Source organism: Mesorhizobium sp. C395A, from assembly GCF_030323205.1.
Lineage (GTDB): Bacteria > Pseudomonadota > Alphaproteobacteria > Rhizobiales > Rhizobiaceae > Mesorhizobium.
On record NZ_CP100473.1, the window covers coordinates 438,937 to 457,160 of the forward strand.

Consider the following 18,224-nt stretch of genomic DNA (forward strand, 5'->3'; position numbering starts at 1 on the left):
GGATGCGCTCGAGATGCCGGTTGGCGGCATCCGCATGGTTCCATGGGAGGAAGATCGTGACCAAAGCTTTATTGAAGTCCACCGTGTTCGCCGCGGCGGGCCTCGGCCTGATGGCGTTTGCTTCGACAGCATCGGCCGCCGGCGTCGGCGCCTGCCTGATCACCAAGACCGACACCAACCCCTTCTTCGTCAAGATGAAGGAGGGCGCGACCGCCAAGGCCAAGGAACTTGGCGTCGACCTCAAGACCTATGCCGGCAAGATCGACGGCGATAGCGAGAGCCAGGTGGCGGCGATCGAAAGCTGCATCGCCGACGGCGCCAAGGGCATCCTGATCACCGCGTCCGACACCAAGGGCATCGTGCCGACGGTGAAGAAGGCGCGTGACGCCGGCCTGCTGGTGATCGCGCTCGATACCCCGCTGGACCCGATCGATGCCGCCGACGCGACCTTCGCGACGGACAATCTGGAAGCCGGCAAGCTGATCGGCGCCTGGGCAGCCGCGACCCTCGGCGACAAGGCCAAGGACGCCAAGATCGGCTTCCTCGACCTGACCCCCTCACAGCCGACCGTGGATGTGCTGCGCGACCAGGGCTTCATGATGGGCTTCGGCATCGACGTGAAGGATCCCAACAAGATCGGCGATGAGGACGATGCCCGCATCGTCGGCCACGACGTCACCAACGGCAATGAAGAAGGCGGCCGCAAGGCGATGGAAAACCTTCTGCAGAAGGACAACTCCATCACCGTCATCCACACCATCAACGAGCCCGCCGCTGTCGGCGCCTACCAGGCGCTCAAGGCGGTCGGGCTCGAAAGCCAGGTGCTGATCGTCTCGGTCGATGGCGGCTGTCCCGGTGTGAAGTCGGTGACCGAAGGCGTCATTGGCGCCACCTCGCAGCAATACCCGCTGCAGATGGCGGCACTCGGCATCGAGGCGATCGCCGCCTTCGCCAAGGACGGCGCCAAGCCTAAGCCGACCGAAGGCAAGAACTTCTTCGACACCGGCGTCAACCTCGTCACCGACAAGCCGGCCAATGGCGTGAAGTCGATCGACACCAAGGAAGGCCTCGCCAAGTGCTGGGGCTGATGGCTGTCTGACAGCCAGCGACAAGCTGACGGCCGGGGGCTTGATCCCCGGCCGCTTCGGGTGGACGATGCGTCACGCGAATAATCCCGGCAGCAGACCGGACAGGCGCGAGCGGGTATCGGCATGGAGCTGAAGCCCAGGGGAGGAAACATGGCTCAAGCACAGGAATTCGAGAAGGTTCTCTCGAGCAGCGACACAAGCGTTGCCGCCTTTGACGAGCACAAATCGGCCGTCAAGCGCATCCAGCATTTCCTGCACTCCACGCCGGCGGCGGTGCCGCTGATTGTGCTGGTCCTGTCGATCGTAATTTTCGGCATCGCCATTGGCGGGCGTTTCTTCTCATCCTATACGCTGACGCTGATCCTGCAGCAGATCGCCATCGTCGGCATCCTCGGTGCCGCGCAGACACTGGTCATCCTGACCGCCGGCATCGACCTGTCGATCGGCGTGATCATGGTGATTTCGGCCGTGATCATGGGCAATTGCGCGGTCAGCTACGGCATGCCGGCCGTGCTCGCAGTGCCCATCGGGCTTGCCGCCGGCGCAGCCTGCGGCCTGCTCAACGGTTTGCTGGTCGCCTACATGAAGCTGCCGCCGTTCATCGTCACGCTCGGCACCTGGAACATCGTCATGGCGACGAACTTCATCTATTCGGCCAATGAGACGATCCGCGATACCGACGTCGACGCCCAGGCGCCGCTACTGCATCTCTTTGCCCTGAGTTTCAAGATCGGCACAGCGGTGCTGACACTGGGCGTCATCGCCACGGTCGTGCTCGTTTTGATCCTCTGGTACGTGCTCAATCACACCGCCTGGGGCCGCCATGTCTACGCCGTTGGCGATGATCAGGAGGCGGCGAAGCTGTCTGGCATCCAGACCAAGAAGGTGTTGATGACGGTCTACACCCTTGCCGGGTTGATCGCCGCTTTTGCTGCCTGGGTTTCCATTGGCCGCAACGGCTCGATCTCGCCGTCAGCCGCCGTCACCGACTACAACCTGCAGGCGATAACCGCGACGGTGATCGGCGGCATTTCACTGTTCGGCGGGCGCGGCTCAATTCTGGGCACGCTTTTCGGCGCGATGATCGTCGGCGTCGTCTCGATGGGCCTCAACATGCTGGGCGCCGATCCGCAATGGAAGGTGCTCCTCACCGGTGTGCTGATCATCGGCGCCGTGGCGATCGACCAATGGATCAGAAAGGTTTCGGCATGACCGTGGAACCCATCCTCACCGCGCGCGGCCTGATCAAGCGCTATGGCCGTGTCACCGCCCTCGACAATGCCGACTTCGACCTCTACCCCGGCGAAATCCTGGCCGTCATCGGAGACAATGGCGCCGGCAAATCATCGCTGATCAAGGCGATTTCCGGCGCCGCCGTGCCCGACGAAGGCGAGATCCGTCTTGAAGGCAAGGCTGTCGCTTTTAAATCGCCCATGGAGGCGCGCGAGGCGGGCATCGAGACGGTCTACCAAAACCTGGCTTTGTCGCCGGCCCTGTCGATCGCCGACAACATGTTCCTCGGCCGCGAGATCCGCAAACCCGGCTTCCTCGGCGACTGGCTTCGGATGCTGGACCGGCCGGCAATGGAAAAGCGCGCCCGCGACAAGCTGACCGAGCTTGGCCTGATGACCATCCAGAACATCAGCCAGGCGGTGGAAACGCTGTCGGGCGGCCAGCGTCAGGGCGTGGCGGTGGCGCGCGCCGCCGCTTTCGGCAGCCGCGTGGTGATCATGGACGAGCCGACCGCGGCACTCGGCGTCAAGGAGAGCCGCCGCGTGCTGGAACTGATCCTCGATGTCAAGAAAAGAGGCCTGCCGATCGTGCTGATCTCGCACAACATGCCGCATGTCTTCGAAGTGGCCGACCGTATCCATATCCATCGGCTGGGACGTCGCCTCTGCGTCATCGATCCCAAGCAATATACCATGTCCGACGCCGTCGCCTTCATGACGGGAGCGAAGGTTCCGCCGGAGGCTGCACTCGCTGCCTGATCCGCTCGACGGATAAATTGCCGCAGGGGAACTGGGGGCATGCTGGTCTAAATCGATTGAACGTATGTTGCGATGCACTAGGATAGGCTGGGACTGAGAGCGAAAGCCGGTATGATCGCAGCACGATCACGAGAGGCAGTATGACGCGAACAATGACAGCCAAAGCCCCCGATCTCGAAATACCCGATCCCAAGACGCTGGCCGACGAAGTCTTGCTGGCTCTCAAATACCGGGTCGGCAAAGGCACGTCCGTTGCTACGCAATATGATTGGCTGACCGCCTCGATCAAGGTCGTGCGCGACCGCATCGTCGATCACTGGATGCAGGCGACGCAGGAGGCCTACGCCCAGCAGGAAAAGCGCGTCTATTACCTGTCGCTCGAATTCCTCATCGGCCGGCTTATGCGCGATGCCTTCTCCAATCTCGGCCTGATGGACAATATGCGAGAAGCGCTCAAGTCGCTGGGCGTCGACCTGGACCTCATCGCCGGGCTCGAACCGGATGCGGCGCTCGGCAATGGCGGTCTTGGCCGGCTCGCCGCCTGCTTCATGGAAAGCATGGCGACCGTCGACATTCCGGCCCACGGCTACGGCATTCGCTACGCCAACGGCATGTTCCGCCAGGAGATCCATGACGGCTGGCAGGTCGAACTGCCCGAAACCTGGCTCGACCACGGCAACCCCTGGGAGTTCGAGCGGCGGGAGCGTGCCTTCGAGGTCGGCTTCGGCGGCTCGGTGGAATCGATCACCTCCAAGGATGGCCGGCTCGAGCGTCACGTCTGGAAGCCGACCGAGCATGTCCAGGCCGTCGCCTACGACACGCCGGTGGTCGGCTGGCGCGCCAACCGCGTCAACACGCTGCGGCTTTGGTCCGGCATGCCGGTCGATCCGATCCTGCTCGACAAGTTCAACGCCGGCGACCACATCGGCGCGCTGGCCGAAAGCAACAAGGCCGATGCCTTGTCGCGCGTGCTTTACCCCGCCGATTCCCACAAGGCCGGCCAGGAACTGCGGCTGCGGCAGGAATATTTCTTCTCCACCGCGTCGCTGCAGGACATCGTCCAGCGCCATCTCAGCCAGTATGGCGATCTGGCCTCGCTGCCCGACAAGGCGGCGATCCACCTCAATGACACCCATCCGGCGATCGCCGTGCCAGAGCTGATGCGCCTGCTGATGGACGTCCATGGCCTGGATTTCGACCAGGCCTGGGACATCACCAAGCGCACCTTCGGCTACACCAACCACACGCTGCTGCCCGAAGCGCTGGAAAGCTGGCCGGTGCCGCTGTTCGAACGGCTTTTGCCGCGCCACATGCAGATCGTCTACGCCATCAATGCGCAGGTGCTGCTTGAGGCGCGCGCCACCAACCAGTTCTCAAACGAGCAGATCAGCCGCATCTCGCTGATCCAGGAAAATGGCGACCGCCGCGTGCGCATGGGTAACCTGGCCTTTGTCGGCTCGCACTCGATCAATGGCGTGTCGGCGTTGCACACCGAGCTGATGAAGGAGACGGTGTTTGCCGATCTCCACAAGCTCTATCCCGACCGCATCAACAACAAGACCAACGGCATCACGCCACGGCGCTGGCTGATCCAGTGCAATCCAGGCCTCACCGCGCTCGCCCGCGCGGCGATCGGGGACCGTTTCCTCGACGACATCGACGCCATCAAGGGGCTCGAAGCCTTTGCCGGCGACGCCGCCTTCCGCGACAAGTTCGCCGCCGTCAAGCGCTCCAACAAGGTCAAGCTCGCCAATCTGGTCGCAGACCGGCTCGGCATCAAGCTCGACCCGTCGGCGCTGTTCGACATCCAGGTCAAGCGCATCCACGAATACAAGCGCCAGCTGCTCAACATCCTGGAAGCGATCGCGCTCTACGACCAGATCCGCTCGCATCCCGAGCAGGACTGGATGCCGCGCGTCAAATTCTTCGGCGGCAAAGCGGCGCCCAGCTACCACAATGCCAAGCTGATCATCAAACTGGCCAACGACGTCGCCAAGGTCATCAACAGCGACCCGTCGGTGCGCGGGCTGCTGAAAGTGGTGTTCGTGCCGAACTACAATGTCAGCCTGGCCGAGGTGATGATGCCGGCCGCCGACCTGTCCGAGCAGATTTCGACTGCCGGCATGGAGGCGTCGGGCACCGGCAACATGAAGTTCGCGCTGAACGGCGCCTTGACCATCGGCACGCTCGACGGCGCCAATGTCGAGATCAAGGAATGCGTCGGCGACGACAACATCTTCATCTTCGGCCTGAGCACGGCGGAAGTCGCCGAGCGGCGCAGCAATGGCTACAACCCGCGCGCCGTGATCGAGGGCTCCCCTGAATTGGCGCAGGCTGTTGCCGCAGTATCGTCGGGCGTGTTCTCGCCCGACCAGCCGGATCGCTACCGCGAGCTGGTCGACGGTCTCTACAACAGCGATTGGTTCATGGTGGCGGCGGATTTCGACGCCTATGCCGCCGCCCAGCGCGATGTCGACGCCGTCTGGCGCAACAGCCCCGATTGGTACGCGCGCGCTATCCGCAACGTTGCCCGCGTCGGCTGGTTCTCTTCCGATCGCACGATCCGCCAATATGCGAAAGAAATCTGGAACGTGCCCGCCTGATATGATTGCATGAGGCCACGAGCAACGGGTCTTGTGCACAAGAACTGGTTCCCAGGGAGGGACACCGCCTGATGAAGAAACCGCGCGCGACCGCGACGACGAGCGGGTCGGACGGGCTGGCGTCAGCCGGCGATGTCGCCGCAATTGTTGCAGGCACGCATGGCGATCCTTTTGCAATCCTGGGCGTGCATGATGCCGGCAAGAGCCTGGTTGCCCGCTGCTTCGTCCCCAATGCCGAGTTCGTCACCGCATACACGCTGGCCGGCAAGAACGCCGGCGAACTCACGCGGCGCGACGACGCCGGTTTCTTCGAAGGCAGACTGTCGATCAAGAAGCGCCAGCCGCTGCGGTATCACGCCAAAAATGCCGGCGGCGACTGGTGGCTGACCGATCCCTATTCCTTCGGCCCGGTACTCGGCCCGATGGATGATTATTACATCGCCCAAGGGTCGCATCTCAGGCTGTTCGACAAGCTCGGCGCCCATCTCCTCGACCATGAAGGCGCGTCGGGCGTCCATTTCGCGGTCTGGGCGCCCAATGCAAGGCGCGTCTCCGTGGTCGGCGACTTCAACGAATGGGACGGCCGCCGCCATACGATGCGCGACCGCCGCGACACCGGCATCTGGGAGCTGTTCATTCCCGATATCGGCGCCGGCCACCCCTATAAATACGAGATCATTGCCCCGGACGGCGTGCGCCTGCCGCTCAAGGCCGATCCGTTCGCCTTCAAGTCGGAATTGCGCCCGGCCACAGCCTCAGTGACGGCGGTGCCGCCGGCGCATGAATGGGGCGACGAGGCGCATCGCGCTTACTGGCGAAAGGCCGATCCCCGGCGCGAAGCCATATCGATCTACGAGGTCCATGCCGGTTCGTGGCAGCAGCACGATGATGGCAGCTTCCTGTCATGGGACGAACTCGCCAACCAGCTGATCCCCTATGCTGTCGAGACCGGCTTCACCCACATCGAGTTCCTGCCGATCTCCGAACATCCCTATGACCCGTCATGGGGTTATCAGACAACCGGACTTTATGCCCCCTCGGCGCGCTTCGGCGACCCCGACGGCTTCGCCCGTTTCGTCGACGGTGCGCACCGCGCCGGCGTCGGCGTCATCCTCGACTGGGTGCCGGCGCATTTCCCGGTCGACGCGCATGGCCTGGCCAATTTCGACGGCACAGCACTTTATGAGCATGCCGACCCGCGCAAGGGTTTTCATCCCGACTGGAACACCGCGATCTACAATTTCGGCCGCCGCGAGGTGGTGTCGTTCCTGGTCAACAATGCGCTGTTCTGGGCCGAGAAATACCATGTCGACGGTTTGCGCGTGGATGCAGTGGCCTCGATGCTCTACCTCGATTATTCGCGCAAGGCCGGCGAGTGGATCCCCAACGAGAAGGGCGGCCGCGAAAACCTCGAAGCGGTGTCCTTCCTGCAGAAGATGAACAAGGAGGTCTACGGCCACCATCCCGGCGTGATGACCATCGCCGAGGAATCGACCTCATGGCCGAAGGTCTCGGCGCCGGTGCATGAAGGCGGGCTGGGCTTCGGCTTCAAATGGAACATGGGCTTTATGCACGACACGCTGGAGTATTTCGCCAAGGAGCCGATCTTCCGCAAACATCACCACAACGACCTGACCTTCGGCCTGACCTACGCCTTCTCCGAGAATTTCGTGCTGCCGCTGTCCCATGACGAGGTCGTGCACGGCAAGGGCACGCTGCTCGGCAAGATGGCCGGCGACGACTGGCAGAAGTTCGCGACTTTGCGCGCCTTCTATGCCTTCATGTGGGGGTATCCCGGCAAGAAGCTGTTGTTCATGGGCCAGGAATTCGCCCAGCGCCGCGAGTGGAGCGAGGCGCGTGCGCTCGACTGGAACCTGCTCGACTTCCACCCGCATCGCGGCGTCTGGCAGACGGTGCGCGATCTGAACTATCTGTATCGCTCGCGCCCGGCGCTACATGCGCGCGACTGCGAGCCGGACGGCTTCTCCTGGCTGATCGTCGACGACAAGGAAAACTCGGTCTTCGCCTGGCTGCGCAACGCGCCCGGCGGCAACCCGATCGCCGTCATTTCCAACTTCACGCCAGTGCCGCGCGACAATTATCGCGTGCCATTGCCCAAGGTCGGCAAATGGCGCGAAATCATCAACACCGACGCTTCGGACTACGGTGGTTCGGGCAAGGGCAATGGCGGTGTGGTCGAAGCCAGGGCGGAAGGAGGAGGCATTTCGGCAACGATGCTTTTGCCGCCGCTGTCGACGATCATGCTTGAACTCGTTGCGGACTAGGTCCGTCAACTCGTTACGGATTAGGTCCGTCGACTCGTTGCGGACCGGGCGATGCTCCAGACTGGTAATTTGGGAGGGTAAAAATGGCAGACTTGAAGAGAACCCAGCCGCTGGCGCGCGATGCCATGGCCTATGTGCTGGCCGGCGGCCGCGGCAGCCGGCTCAAGGAATTGACCGACCGCCGCGCCAAGCCGGCTGTCTATTTCGGCGGCAAGACGCGCATCATCGATTTCGCGCTGTCCAATGCGCTGAATTCCGGCATTCGCCGCCTCGGTGTCGCCACCCAGTACAAGGCGCATTCGCTGATCCGCCACCTGCAGCGCGGCTGGAACTTCCTGCGCCCGGAGCGAAACGAAAGCTTCGACATCCTCCCGGCCTCCCAGCGTGTCTCGGAAACCCAGTGGTATGAAGGCACCGCCGACGCCGTCTACCAGAACATCGACATCATCGAGGCCTATGGGCCGGAATACATGGTCATCCTGGCCGGCGACCATATCTACAAGATGGACTACGAGTTGATGCTGCGCCAGCACGTCGATGCCAATGCCGACGTCACCGTCGGTTGCCTCGAAGTGCCGCGCATGGAAGCGACCGGCTTCGGTGTCATGCATGTCGACGGCAAGGACAACATCATCGCCTTCGTCGAAAAGCCCGCCGACCCGCCCGGCATTCCCGACAAGCCGGAATTCGCGCTGGCCTCCATGGGCATCTATGTCTTCAAGACCAAGTTCCTGATGGAACAGCTGCGCCGCGATGCGGCCGAGCCAGGCTCCAGCCGCGACTTCGGCAAGGACATCATCCCCTACATTGTCCAGCACGGTAAGGCGATCGCGCATCGCTTCGCCAAATCCTGCGTGCGCTCGACGGCCGAGAACGAGGCCTATTGGCGCGATGTCGGCACGGTCGACGCCTACTGGGAAGCCAATATCGACCTGACCGACATTACCCCCGAACTCGACCTCTACGACCGTGACTGGCCGATCTGGACCTATGCCGAATTGAAGCCGCCGGCAAAGTTCGTGCATGACGAGGATGGCCGGCGCGGTTCGGCCGTGTCCTCGCTGGTCTCAGGCGATTGCATCGTCTCGGGTGCTTCGCTGAAGCGCAGCCTGATCTTCACCGGCGCGCGCATCAACTCCTATTCGACGCTGGAAGAGGTCGTCATGCTGCCCGACGTTCATGTCGGCCGGAACGCAAAGTTGAAGCGCGTCGTCATCGACCACGGTGTAAGGATACCGGAAGGGCTGGTGGTTGGCGAAGACCCTGTTCTCGACGCCAAGCGTTTCCGGGTTTCGGAAAAGGGCATCTGCCTGGTCACGCAGGACATGATCGACAAGCTGAAGCTGTAAGACGGGATACCATAGACGCATGCAGGTTCTGTCGGTCACGCCCGAAATATTCCCGCTGGTCAAGACCGGCGGACTTGCCGATGTGACCGGCGCATTGCCGATCGCGCTGGCCGCCAAGGGCGTGACCATGCGCACGCTCATCCCTGGCTTTCCCCAGGTGATGGACGCCTTCAAGAAAAAGAAAGCCGTCTACCAATATCCGCTGCTGCAGGGCGGCAAGGCTTCGGTCCATGCCGTCAAGATCGCCGGGCTCGACCTGTTCGTGCTCGACGCGCCGCATCTCTACGACCGTCCGGGCGGCCCCTACGGCAATGCGGCGGGCGCCGATTGGCCCGACAATTGGCGGCGTTTTGCTGCGCTGAGCCAGGTCGGCGGCGATATCGCCGGCGGCGCCATCTCCGGCTACCAGCCCGACCTGGTGCACGCCCATGACTGGCAGTCGGCGATGACGCTGGCTTACATGCGCTACGGCAAGGCGGTCGGCGTACCGTCGCTGATCACGGTTCACAACCTTGCCTTCCAGGGTCAGTTCGGCGCCGGCATTTTTGGCGAGCTCGGCTTGCCGGCCGCGGCGATGGCGCTCGACGGCGTCGAATATTATGGCGGCGTCGGCTTCCTCAAGGCCGGCCTGCAGGCGGCCTGGGCGATCACAACGGTGAGCCCCACCTATGCCCAGGAAATCCGCTCGCCGGAATTCGGCATGGGCCTCGACGGCCTCATCAACATGCGCTCTTCCGACCTCTACGGCATCGTCAACGGCATCGACACCGACATCTGGAACCCGGAGACCGACAAGCATCTGGTGTCGGCCTACTCCGCCGCGACGCTGAAGGCTCGCCTTCCCAACCGGGCGGTTGTCGAGGACCGCTTCAGCCTCGAGCGCGACGACAGTCCGATCGTCTGCGTCGTCAGCCGGCTGACCTGGCAGAAGGGCATGGACATACTGGCGGCTGTGGTCGACGGCGTCGTCGCCACCGGCGCGCGGCTGGCGATCCTTGGCTCAGGCGACGCCGGCCTGGAAGGCGCGCTGCTGGCTGCCACCGCCCGCCATCGCGGCCGTGTCGGCGTCGTCGTCGGCTATGACGAGGGGCTTTCCCACACCATGCAGGGCGGCTGCGACGCCATCGTCATCCCGTCGCGCTTCGAGCCTTGCGGGCTGACCCAGCTTTACGGCCTGCGCTATGGCTGCGTGCCGGTCGTCGCCCGCACCGGCGGCCTTGCCGACACCATCATCGACGCCAATGAAGCAGCGATCTCGGCCGGTGTCGCCACCGGCTTCCAGTTCGCGCCCAACAATGGCGGCGCCATGCTGCACGCCATCCGCCGGCTGGTCGATGCGCATTCGAGCCCGGCCGTCTGGGAACAGATCCAGCGCCAGGGCATGAAGGCCGATGTCTCCTGGGACAAGAGCGCCGACAAATACGTTGAACTCTACCGCCTGCTGCTTTCGAAAAGGGTTGCCTGAAGCATGATCCGGACCGTCGCCACCAAACCCTATCTCGACCAGAAACCCGGCACGTCCGGCCTGCGCAAGAAGGTGCCTGTCTTTCAGCAGGAGCACTATGCCGAGAACTTCATCCAGTCGATCTTCGACGCGCTGGAGGGCTTTGAGGGCAAGACGCTGGTGATCGGCGGCGACGGCCGCTTCTACAACCGCGAGGTCATCCAGAAGGCCATCGCCATGGCGGCGGCCAACGGCTTCGGCAAGGTGATGGTCGGGCAGGGCGGCATATTGTCGACGCCGGCGGCGTCGCATGTCATCCGCAAATACAAGACCTTCGGCGGCATCATCCTGTCGGCCAGTCACAATCCGGGCGGCCCGCACGAGGATTTCGGCATCAAGTACAATGCCGGCAATGGCGGCCCGGCGCCGGAAAAGCTGACCGACGCGATCTTCGAGAAGACCAAGACGATTTCGAGCTTCAAGACGGTTGACATCGACCAGATCGACATTGACAAGATCGGCACGGTGACCGCCGGCGGCATGGCGGTCGAGATTATCGACCCGGTCACCGACTATGCCGAATTGATGGAGAGCCTGTTCGACTTCGACGCCATCCGCGCCAATTTCAAATACGGCTTCCGCATGCGCTTCGACGCCATGCATGCGGTCACCGGCCCGTATGCCAAGGAAATCCTCGAGCGCCGGCTCGGCGCGGAGAATGGCACCTGCCGCAACTACAAGCCGCTGCCGGATTTCGGCGGCCATCACCCGGATCCGAACCTGGTCCACGCCAAGCATCTCTATGACGAGATGATGGGACCGGATGCGCCCGATTTCGGCGCCGCTTCCGACGGCGACGGCGACCGCAATCTCATCATCGGCAAGGGCATTTTCGTCACCCCGTCGGATTCGGTGGCCATGCTTGCCGCCAATGCGCAATTGGCGCCGGGCTACAAGGACGGCCTCAAAGGCATCGCCCGCTCGATGCCGACCAGCGGCGCTGCCGACCGCGTCGCCGAACAGCTCGGCATCGGCATCTACGAAACGCCGACCGGTTGGAAGTTCTTCGGCAATCTGCTCGATGCCGGCATGGCAACGATCTGCGGCGAGGAAAGCGCCGGCACCGGCTCGAACCATGTCCGTGAAAAGGACGGGCTGTGGGCGGTGCTGTTGTGGCTGAACATCCTGGCCGTGCGCGGCGAAAGCTGCAAGGACGTCGTCACCGAACATTGGGCGACCTACGGCCGCAATTACTATTCACGTCATGACTATGAGGAGGTCGAAACCGAGCGCGCCAACGCCCTGGTCGACGAGTTGCGCGCCAAGCTCGCTTCGCTGCCCGGCACCAGCGTGCGCGGCCTGAAGATCGCCAATGCCGACGACTTCGCCTATCACGATCCCGTCGACGGTTCGGTGAGCAAGAACCAGGGCATCCGCATCCTGTTCGAAGGCGGCTCGCGTGTCGTGTTTCGTTTGTCCGGCACCGGCACGTCGGGTGCTACGCTGCGCGTCTACATCGAGCGCTACGAGCCGGACAGAGCGCGGCATGATCTCGACACGCAAGAGGCGCTCGCTGACCTGATCGCGGCTGCCGATGAGATCGCCGGGATCAAGAGCCACACCGGGCGCAACAAGCCGAGCGTGATTACTTGAGGGTGGTGACGTCTTTACCCTCCCCCTTGTGGGGAGGGTCGATCCGCGCAGCGGATCGGGTTGGGGGTGCTCGTAAAGCGCTTTCCCCGCGCCGACCCCCACCCCGCTCACTTCGTTCGCGACCCTCCCCACAAGGGGGAGAGTGGAGGATGCGCCGATGACCCAGCTCGGCGCAACCGTCACTCCCGAAGGCATCCGCTTCGCCGCCTGGTCGTCATCCGCGCGGCGCCTGTGGGTGTCGATCTTCGACGACACCGGCGCCCGTGAAATCGACCGGCTCGAACTTCAGCCGGAAAGCGAGGGCGTCCATGCGCTGTTCGTCGCCGGCCTTGCCGCGGGTACGCGCTACGGCTTTCGCGCCGACGGCGAATATGCGCCGGAGCGCGGGCTGTGGTTCGATCCCGACAAGCTGCTCACTGATCCCTACGCCGTCGAGATAGACCGGCCCTACCAGCATCATTGGCGGCTTGCCGCCCGGCGCAACGAAGGCGCCGACACCGCGCCACTGATGCCGAAGACCATCGCGCGGGCTCAACCGAAGCCGCTGCCGGCCAAGCCGCCTTTGTTCCAGCCAGGCGGCCTGATCTACGAACTGAACGTCCGCTCCTTCACCAGGCTGCATCCGGACGTGCCCGAAGCGCAGCGCGGCACCATTGCAGCCCTTGCCCATCCGGCTATCGTCGAACATCTCAAGAAGATCGGCGTCTCCGCCGTTGAGCTGATGCCCGTGACGGCATGGGTCGATGAGCGCCATTTGCCGCCGCTGGGCCTCAGCAATGCCTGGGGCTACAACCCAGTCACCTTCATGGCGCTCGACCCGCGCCTGGCGCCCGGCGGCCTCGCCGAGTTGCGCGATACTGTGGGGGTGCTGCGCAGGGTTGGCATTGGCACCATCCTCGATCTCGTCTTCAATCATACCGGCGAAAGTGACCGGCTCGGGCCGACGCTGTCGCTGCGCGGCCTCGACAATCAAGCCTACTACCGCAGCGAGCCGGACGGCAGGTTGGCCAACGATACCGGCACCGGCAATACCATCGCCTGCGACCATCCGGTCGTTCGTGACATGGTACTCGACACGCTGCGCCATTTCGTCCGCCAAGCCGGCGTCGACGGTTTCCGCTTCGACCTGGCGCCGGTCCTCGGTCGCGTCGATGGCGCATTCGATCCGGCAGCCCCGTTGCTCGAAACCATCGCAACCGATCCCATCCTTGCCGACAGGGTGCTGATCGCCGAGCCCTGGGACATCGGCCCGAATGGCTATCAGCTCGGCAATTTCCGGCCGCCTTACCTCGAATGGAACGACCGCTACCGCGACGACGTCAGGCGCTTCTGGCGCGGCGATGCCGGCGCGGTCGGTGCGCTGGCGACAAGGCTCGCCGGCTCCTCCGATGTGTTCGGCAGGGAGGGCCAATCCGCCAGCCGCACGGTCAACTTCATCGCCGCGCACGATGGCATGACGCTGGCCGATATCGTCGCCTATGAAGCCAAGCACAACCAGGCCAATGGCGAGAAGAACCGCGACGGCCACAATGAGAACCTGTCCTGGAACAACGGCGTCGAGGGCGAAACCTCGGACAAGGCGATTGCCGAGGCCCGTTCCCATGATCGCTTCGCGCTGCTCGCCACTCTGTTCGCCTCGCGCGGCACCATCATGCTGACGGCGGGCGATGAATTCGGCCGCACGCAAGGGGGCAACAACAACGCCTATGCGCAGGACAACGCCATCACCTGGCTCGACTGGGCCGGGCGCGACGTCGGGCTGGAAGCCCATGTGTCCGCGCTCGCAGCTCTGCGCGGCGCGGTGCCGGCGCTTTCCGATACGCGCTTCCTGACCGGAGAGCCGCCGGCCGGTTCTGAAACGCCCGACGTCGCCTGGCTGACCGAGACCGGCGCGCCGCTCGGCGAAGCCGACTGGAACGATGGCTCGCGCCATCGCCTCGTCATGCTGCTCGGCGATGGCGGGGAAGGCCGCCTGGCTGTGATCGTCAATGGCGATCGCCGCCAATGCGTCTTCACGCTGCCCGCGCGGCAAGGGTTTGAATGGCAGCCGGCTGTTGAAGCGCAAGCGGTCGACCTCGCGTGGCCGCTGCCCGGCCGCAGTGTCAGTTTCATGATCGAGCGCCGGACCGCAAAGGCCCGCGCCAGGAAGGGTCCGTGATGGCCGACGACAATGCCCAGCCGGGACCCGAACAGAGCGCCGACTGGTGGCGCGGCTGCGTCATCTACCAGATCTATCCTCGCTCCTTCCAGGACACCACCGGCGACGGCAGCGGCGACCTCTCAGGCATCACCTCACGGCTGGCGCACGTCGCCTCGCTCGGCGTCGACGCCGTCTGGCTGTCGCCCTTCTTCAAATCGCCAATGGCCGATATGGGCTACGACGTCTCCGACTATCAGGCGGTCGATCCGATGTTCGGCACGCTCGACGACTTTGACGCGCTGGTTGCCGAGGCGCACAGGCTCGGCCTGAAGGTGATCATCGATCAGGTGTTGTCGCACTCCTCCGACAAGCACGAATGGTTTGTAGAGAGCCGTGCCAGCAAGGATAATCCCAAGGCTGACTGGTATGTCTGGGCCGACACCAGGCCGGACGGCAACGCGCCCAACAACTGGCTGTCGGTCTTCGGCGGCCCGGCCTGGGAGTGGGACGCGACCCGCCGGCAATACTACATGCACAATTTCCTCGCCTCGCAGCCGGACCTCAACTTCCACAATCCTGAGGTTCAAGACGCGTTGTTGCAGACGGTGCGGTTCTGGCTCGAGCGCGGCGTCGACGGCTTCCGCCTGGATACGGTCAACTACTATGTCCACGACCGCTGGCTGCGCAGCAATCCGCCGCTGGCGTCGAGCGTCGCCGGCACCAATGGCGAAACCAACACCTATCTCTTCCAGGAGCATCTGTTCGACAAGACGCAACCGGAAAACCTCGGTTTCCTCAGGCGCTTCCGCGCTTTGCTCGACGAATATGACGGCCGCGCCAGTGTCGGCGAGGTCGGCGACGAAGGCCGTTCGCTGCAGACGCTGGCCGCCTACACATCCGGCGGCGACAAGCTCAACATGTGCTACACCTTCGACCTGCTCGGTCAGCAATTCTCAGCCGCCCATGTGCGCGGCTGCGTCGAGGCCTTCGAGGCAGCTGTCGCCGACGGCTGGGTCTGCTGGGCGTTCTCCAACCACGATGTCGTGCGCCATGTCAGCCGCTGGACGCGGCCGGGCGGCGATCCAGATGCGGTGGCGACATTCGCTATCGCTTTGCTCTCCTGCCTGCGGGGCTCGATCTGTCTCTACCAAGGCGAAGAGCTTGGGCTGGAGGAGGCGGAACTGACCTTCGAGGATCTGCGCGATCCCGTCGGCATCCGTTTCTGGCCGGGGGTAAAGGGCAGGGACGGCTGCCGCACACCGATGGTCTGGGAAGCGGGCGCCGACAATGCCGGTTTTTCCTCGGGAAAACCCTGGCTGCCGGTGCCGGAAAGCCACCGCGCTCGGGCGGTCGATATCCAGAACGCCGACGACAAGTCCGTGCTCGCCGGCTACCGGACGATGCTCGCCTTGCGCAAGGCGCATCTGGCGCTGGTCAAGGGCCCGATCCGCTTTCTCGATACCGACGGCGATGTCCTTGCCTTCATCCGGCAGGGCGAGGACGAGATATTGCCCTGCGTCTTCAATTTCGCCGACAAGCCGGCCGACTGGCGGCTGCCGCCGGATCTCCAGCCTGTCGAGGCGATCGCTCTGGGTGGCGGTGCCGTCCTGCAGGAGGAGGGGCTGTTGCTGCCGGCCCTGGGCTGGTTTGTCGGCAAGGTTGGCTGATCTTTCAGGGACGCCGTCCGGCTTCAAAAAAGATCGAGTCCGCATGCAACCGTGCCGAGTGATCCGCGCAACGTCACCGGCGCCACGTTTTTCATTTTCGGGCTTCTTAGGTACTTTCGTTGAGCTTCGCCACGAACTGCATTCCTGGAATGTTTCCAGATGGTTGCGCTAATGACAACTGCTGAGGGCAAAATGCAAAATTGCAGGACAACCGCAAGCTGCACCCAATTGAACCTGATAGTATAGATTAGCTATGGCTGGTTTAGGGTGAGGATGCTCACTTAGCGTCAAGCAAGACTCGGTTGAAATAATATTTCCGTCTGTCTAGTCTCCTGCCACCAGCTGCCGGAACGGGAACCGGCGGCGCGCTCGAAGGGGCCAGAAATCGGTTCCGGGGCGTCAACACTCGTAAGGCGCAGCCGATGGGCAGCGCCACAGGGAGAGACTTCATGCTGAAAAATATGCTGAAGGCGACGCTTGTCGCCGCGACCATGACCTTTGCCGCAGGCACGTTCCTGACGCCGGCCCTTGCCGAGACCGTCTATAACAGAGGCAGCGCCGCCGAAGCGGAGACGGTCGATCCGCACAAGACCTCGACCGTCTACGAAGCCGATATCATACGCGACCTGTTCCAGGGACTGGTCATGCACGATCAGAAGACGAACCTCATCCCGGGCGCCGCCGAAAGCTGGACGGTATCTGATGACGGCACCGTCTACACCTTCAAGCTGCGCAAGGACGGCTTGTGGTCGGATGGCAGCCCGGTGACGGCGGACGACTTCGTCTATTCCTTCCGTAGGCTGGAGGATCCGGCGACCGCCGCCGAATACGCTTCCATGCTCTATCCCGTGAAGAACGCCGAGGAAGTCAACACCAAGAAAGGCAAGCCCGAGGACATGGGCGTCAAGGCGATCGACGCCAACACCCTGGAAGTGACGCTGAAGGCGCCGACGCCATACTTCCTGGAGATGCTGACCCACCAGGCTACCTACCCGGTCAACAAGGCCTCGATCGACAAGCTCGGCGCCGACTGGATCAAGGCGGGCAATCTCGTTTCGAACGGCGCCTATACATTGGCCGAGTGGATTCCCAACGACCACATGAAGCTGGTCAAGAATCCGAAATTCTGGGATGCCGCGACCGTCAAGATGGACGTCGTCAACTACATCCCGACCGAAGACCGCTCTTCGGCGATGAAGCGCTTCGAGGCCGGCGAACTCGACAGCTACGGCGACCTGCCGACCGAACAGCTCGCTGACCTCAAGACCAAGTTCGGCGATCAGGTCCGCGTCGGACCGTATCTCGGCACCTATTATTACGCGATCAAGACCGACAAGGCGCCCTGGGACAATGTCGAGCTGCGCAACGCCATCTCGATGGCTATCGACCGCGACTTCCTGGCCGAAAAGGTCTGGCAGAATTCCATGCTGCCTGGCTATTCGATGGTGCCTCCGGGCATCGCCGGCTACACGCCGGCAATGGCCAAATACGCCGACATGCCGCAGATCGACCGCGAGGACGCCGCCAAGAAGATCCTTGAGAAACTCGGCTATACGCCCGAGCATCCGCTGAAGATGGAGATCCGCTACAACACCTCGGAAAACCACAAGAACACCGCGGTTGCCATCCAGGAACAGTTGAAGCCGCTTGGCGTCGAGATCACGCTGCTCAACACCGATACCAAGACCCACTATTCCTTCCTCGAGCAGAAGGGCAACTACGACGTGGCGCGTGCCGCCTGGATCGCCGACTACAAGGATCCCGAGACCTTCCTCGGCATCACCCGCAAGGCCAGCGGCAACAACTATTCGAACTACGTCAGCCCGGCATATGAGGCGGCCATGGACAAGGCCGCGGCTGCCGGCGGCAAGCCGGAAGAGCGCATGAAGGACCTCACCGAGGCCGAGCGCATCCTTGTCGATGACGTCGGCAACATTCCGCTTCTCTACTACAGCTTCCACGATATCGTTTCCTCGAAGCTGCATGGCTTCGATGACAATGTGA

Annotated in this window: 10 protein-coding genes and 1 pseudogene; all 11 read left to right on the plus strand. The window is 63.3% G+C overall.

Annotated features, from left to right (window positions below):
• The first annotated feature begins 110 nt into the window (after nt 1-110).
• Nucleotides 111-1,088: a sugar ABC transporter substrate-binding protein gene (locus NLY37_RS02070; RefSeq protein ID WP_081725578.1), complete on the plus strand. Its 978-nt coding sequence runs from the start codon at nt 111-113 to the stop codon at nt 1,086-1,088.
• A 150-nt stretch (nt 1,089-1,238) separates the two neighbouring features.
• Nucleotides 1,239-2,300 (plus strand): ABC transporter permease, encoded by a 1,062-nt coding sequence (locus NLY37_RS02075; protein WP_023670725.1) that lies wholly within the window; start codon nt 1,239-1,241, stop codon nt 2,298-2,300.
• Nucleotides 2,276-3,079, plus strand: coding sequence for an ATP-binding cassette domain-containing protein (locus NLY37_RS02080; protein WP_245269849.1), 804 nt, complete (start codon nt 2,276-2,278; stop codon nt 3,077-3,079). The genes NLY37_RS02075 and NLY37_RS02080 overlap by 25 nt, the downstream gene beginning before the upstream one ends.
• Before the next feature lie 140 nt (nt 3,080-3,219).
• A complete protein-coding gene (locus tag NLY37_RS02085; RefSeq protein WP_023742687.1) occupies nt 3,220-5,682 on the plus strand; it encodes a glycogen/starch/alpha-glucan phosphorylase in 2,463 nt (820 codons plus the stop codon).
• A gap of 71 nt (nt 5,683-5,753) precedes the next feature.
• Entirely contained in the window at nt 5,754-7,967 is a 2,214-nt protein-coding gene (gene glgB, locus NLY37_RS02090; protein ID WP_023738523.1) for a 1,4-alpha-glucan branching protein GlgB, read from the plus strand.
• Nucleotides 7,968-8,050: 83 nt separating this feature from the next.
• On the plus strand, nt 8,051-9,316 hold the full coding sequence (glgC, locus tag NLY37_RS02095; RefSeq protein WP_023670729.1) for a glucose-1-phosphate adenylyltransferase: 1,266 nt from the start codon (nt 8,051-8,053) through the stop codon (nt 9,314-9,316).
• A gap of 19 nt (nt 9,317-9,335) precedes the next feature.
• Nucleotides 9,336-10,781 carry a glycogen synthase GlgA gene (gene glgA / locus NLY37_RS02100; RefSeq protein WP_023705469.1) on the plus strand — a complete coding sequence of 482 codons (1,446 nt, stop codon included), beginning with the start codon at nt 9,336-9,338 and terminating at the stop codon, nt 10,779-10,781.
• 3 nt (nt 10,782-10,784) lie between these two features.
• Nucleotides 10,785-12,413: an alpha-D-glucose phosphate-specific phosphoglucomutase gene (locus NLY37_RS02105; RefSeq protein ID WP_023708425.1), complete on the plus strand. Its 1,629-nt coding sequence runs from the start codon at nt 10,785-10,787 to the stop codon at nt 12,411-12,413.
• Between the two features lie 157 nt (nt 12,414-12,570).
• Nucleotides 12,571-14,571 (plus strand): glycogen debranching protein GlgX, encoded by a 2,001-nt coding sequence (gene glgX / locus NLY37_RS02110; protein ID WP_023705467.1) that lies wholly within the window; start codon nt 12,571-12,573, stop codon nt 14,569-14,571.
• On the plus strand, nt 14,571-16,220 hold the full coding sequence (gene bglA / locus NLY37_RS02115; protein WP_023705466.1) for a beta-galactosidase BglA: 1,650 nt from the start codon (nt 14,571-14,573) through the stop codon (nt 16,218-16,220). Before glgX ends, bglA begins: the two co-directional genes overlap by 1 nt.
• A 644-nt stretch (nt 16,221-16,864) precedes the next feature.
• Nucleotides 16,865-18,010 (plus strand): annotated as a pseudogene (locus NLY37_RS02120) (peptide ABC transporter substrate-binding protein); the annotation flags it as partial.
• Between the last annotated feature and the right edge of the window lie 214 nt (nt 18,011-18,224).

Excerpts from the sequence above, each read along its gene's own strand:
- NLY37_RS02085 (WP_023742687.1), top strand. The coding sequence starts at position 3,220 with ATGACGCGAACAATGACAGCCAAAGCCCCCGATCTCGAAATACCCGAT.
- bglA (WP_023705466.1), top strand. The coding sequence starts at position 14,571 with ATGGCCGACGACAATGCCCAGCCGGGACCCGAACAGAGCGCCGACTGG.
- glgB (WP_023738523.1), top strand. The coding sequence starts at position 5,754 with ATGAAGAAACCGCGCGCGACCGCGACGACGAGCGGGTCGGACGGGCTG.
- glgX (WP_023705467.1), top strand. The coding sequence starts at position 12,571 with ATGACCCAGCTCGGCGCAACCGTCACTCCCGAAGGCATCCGCTTCGCC.
- NLY37_RS02080 (WP_245269849.1), top strand. The coding sequence starts at position 2,276 with ATGGATCAGAAAGGTTTCGGCATGACCGTGGAACCCATCCTCACCGCG.
- NLY37_RS02070 (WP_081725578.1), top strand. The coding sequence starts at position 111 with ATGGCGTTTGCTTCGACAGCATCGGCCGCCGGCGTCGGCGCCTGCCTG.
- glgC (WP_023670729.1), top strand. The coding sequence starts at position 8,051 with ATGGCAGACTTGAAGAGAACCCAGCCGCTGGCGCGCGATGCCATGGCC.
- NLY37_RS02105 (WP_023708425.1), top strand. The coding sequence starts at position 10,785 with ATGATCCGGACCGTCGCCACCAAACCCTATCTCGACCAGAAACCCGGC.
- glgA (WP_023705469.1), top strand. The coding sequence starts at position 9,336 with ATGCAGGTTCTGTCGGTCACGCCCGAAATATTCCCGCTGGTCAAGACC.
- NLY37_RS02075 (WP_023670725.1), top strand. The coding sequence starts at position 1,239 with ATGGCTCAAGCACAGGAATTCGAGAAGGTTCTCTCGAGCAGCGACACA.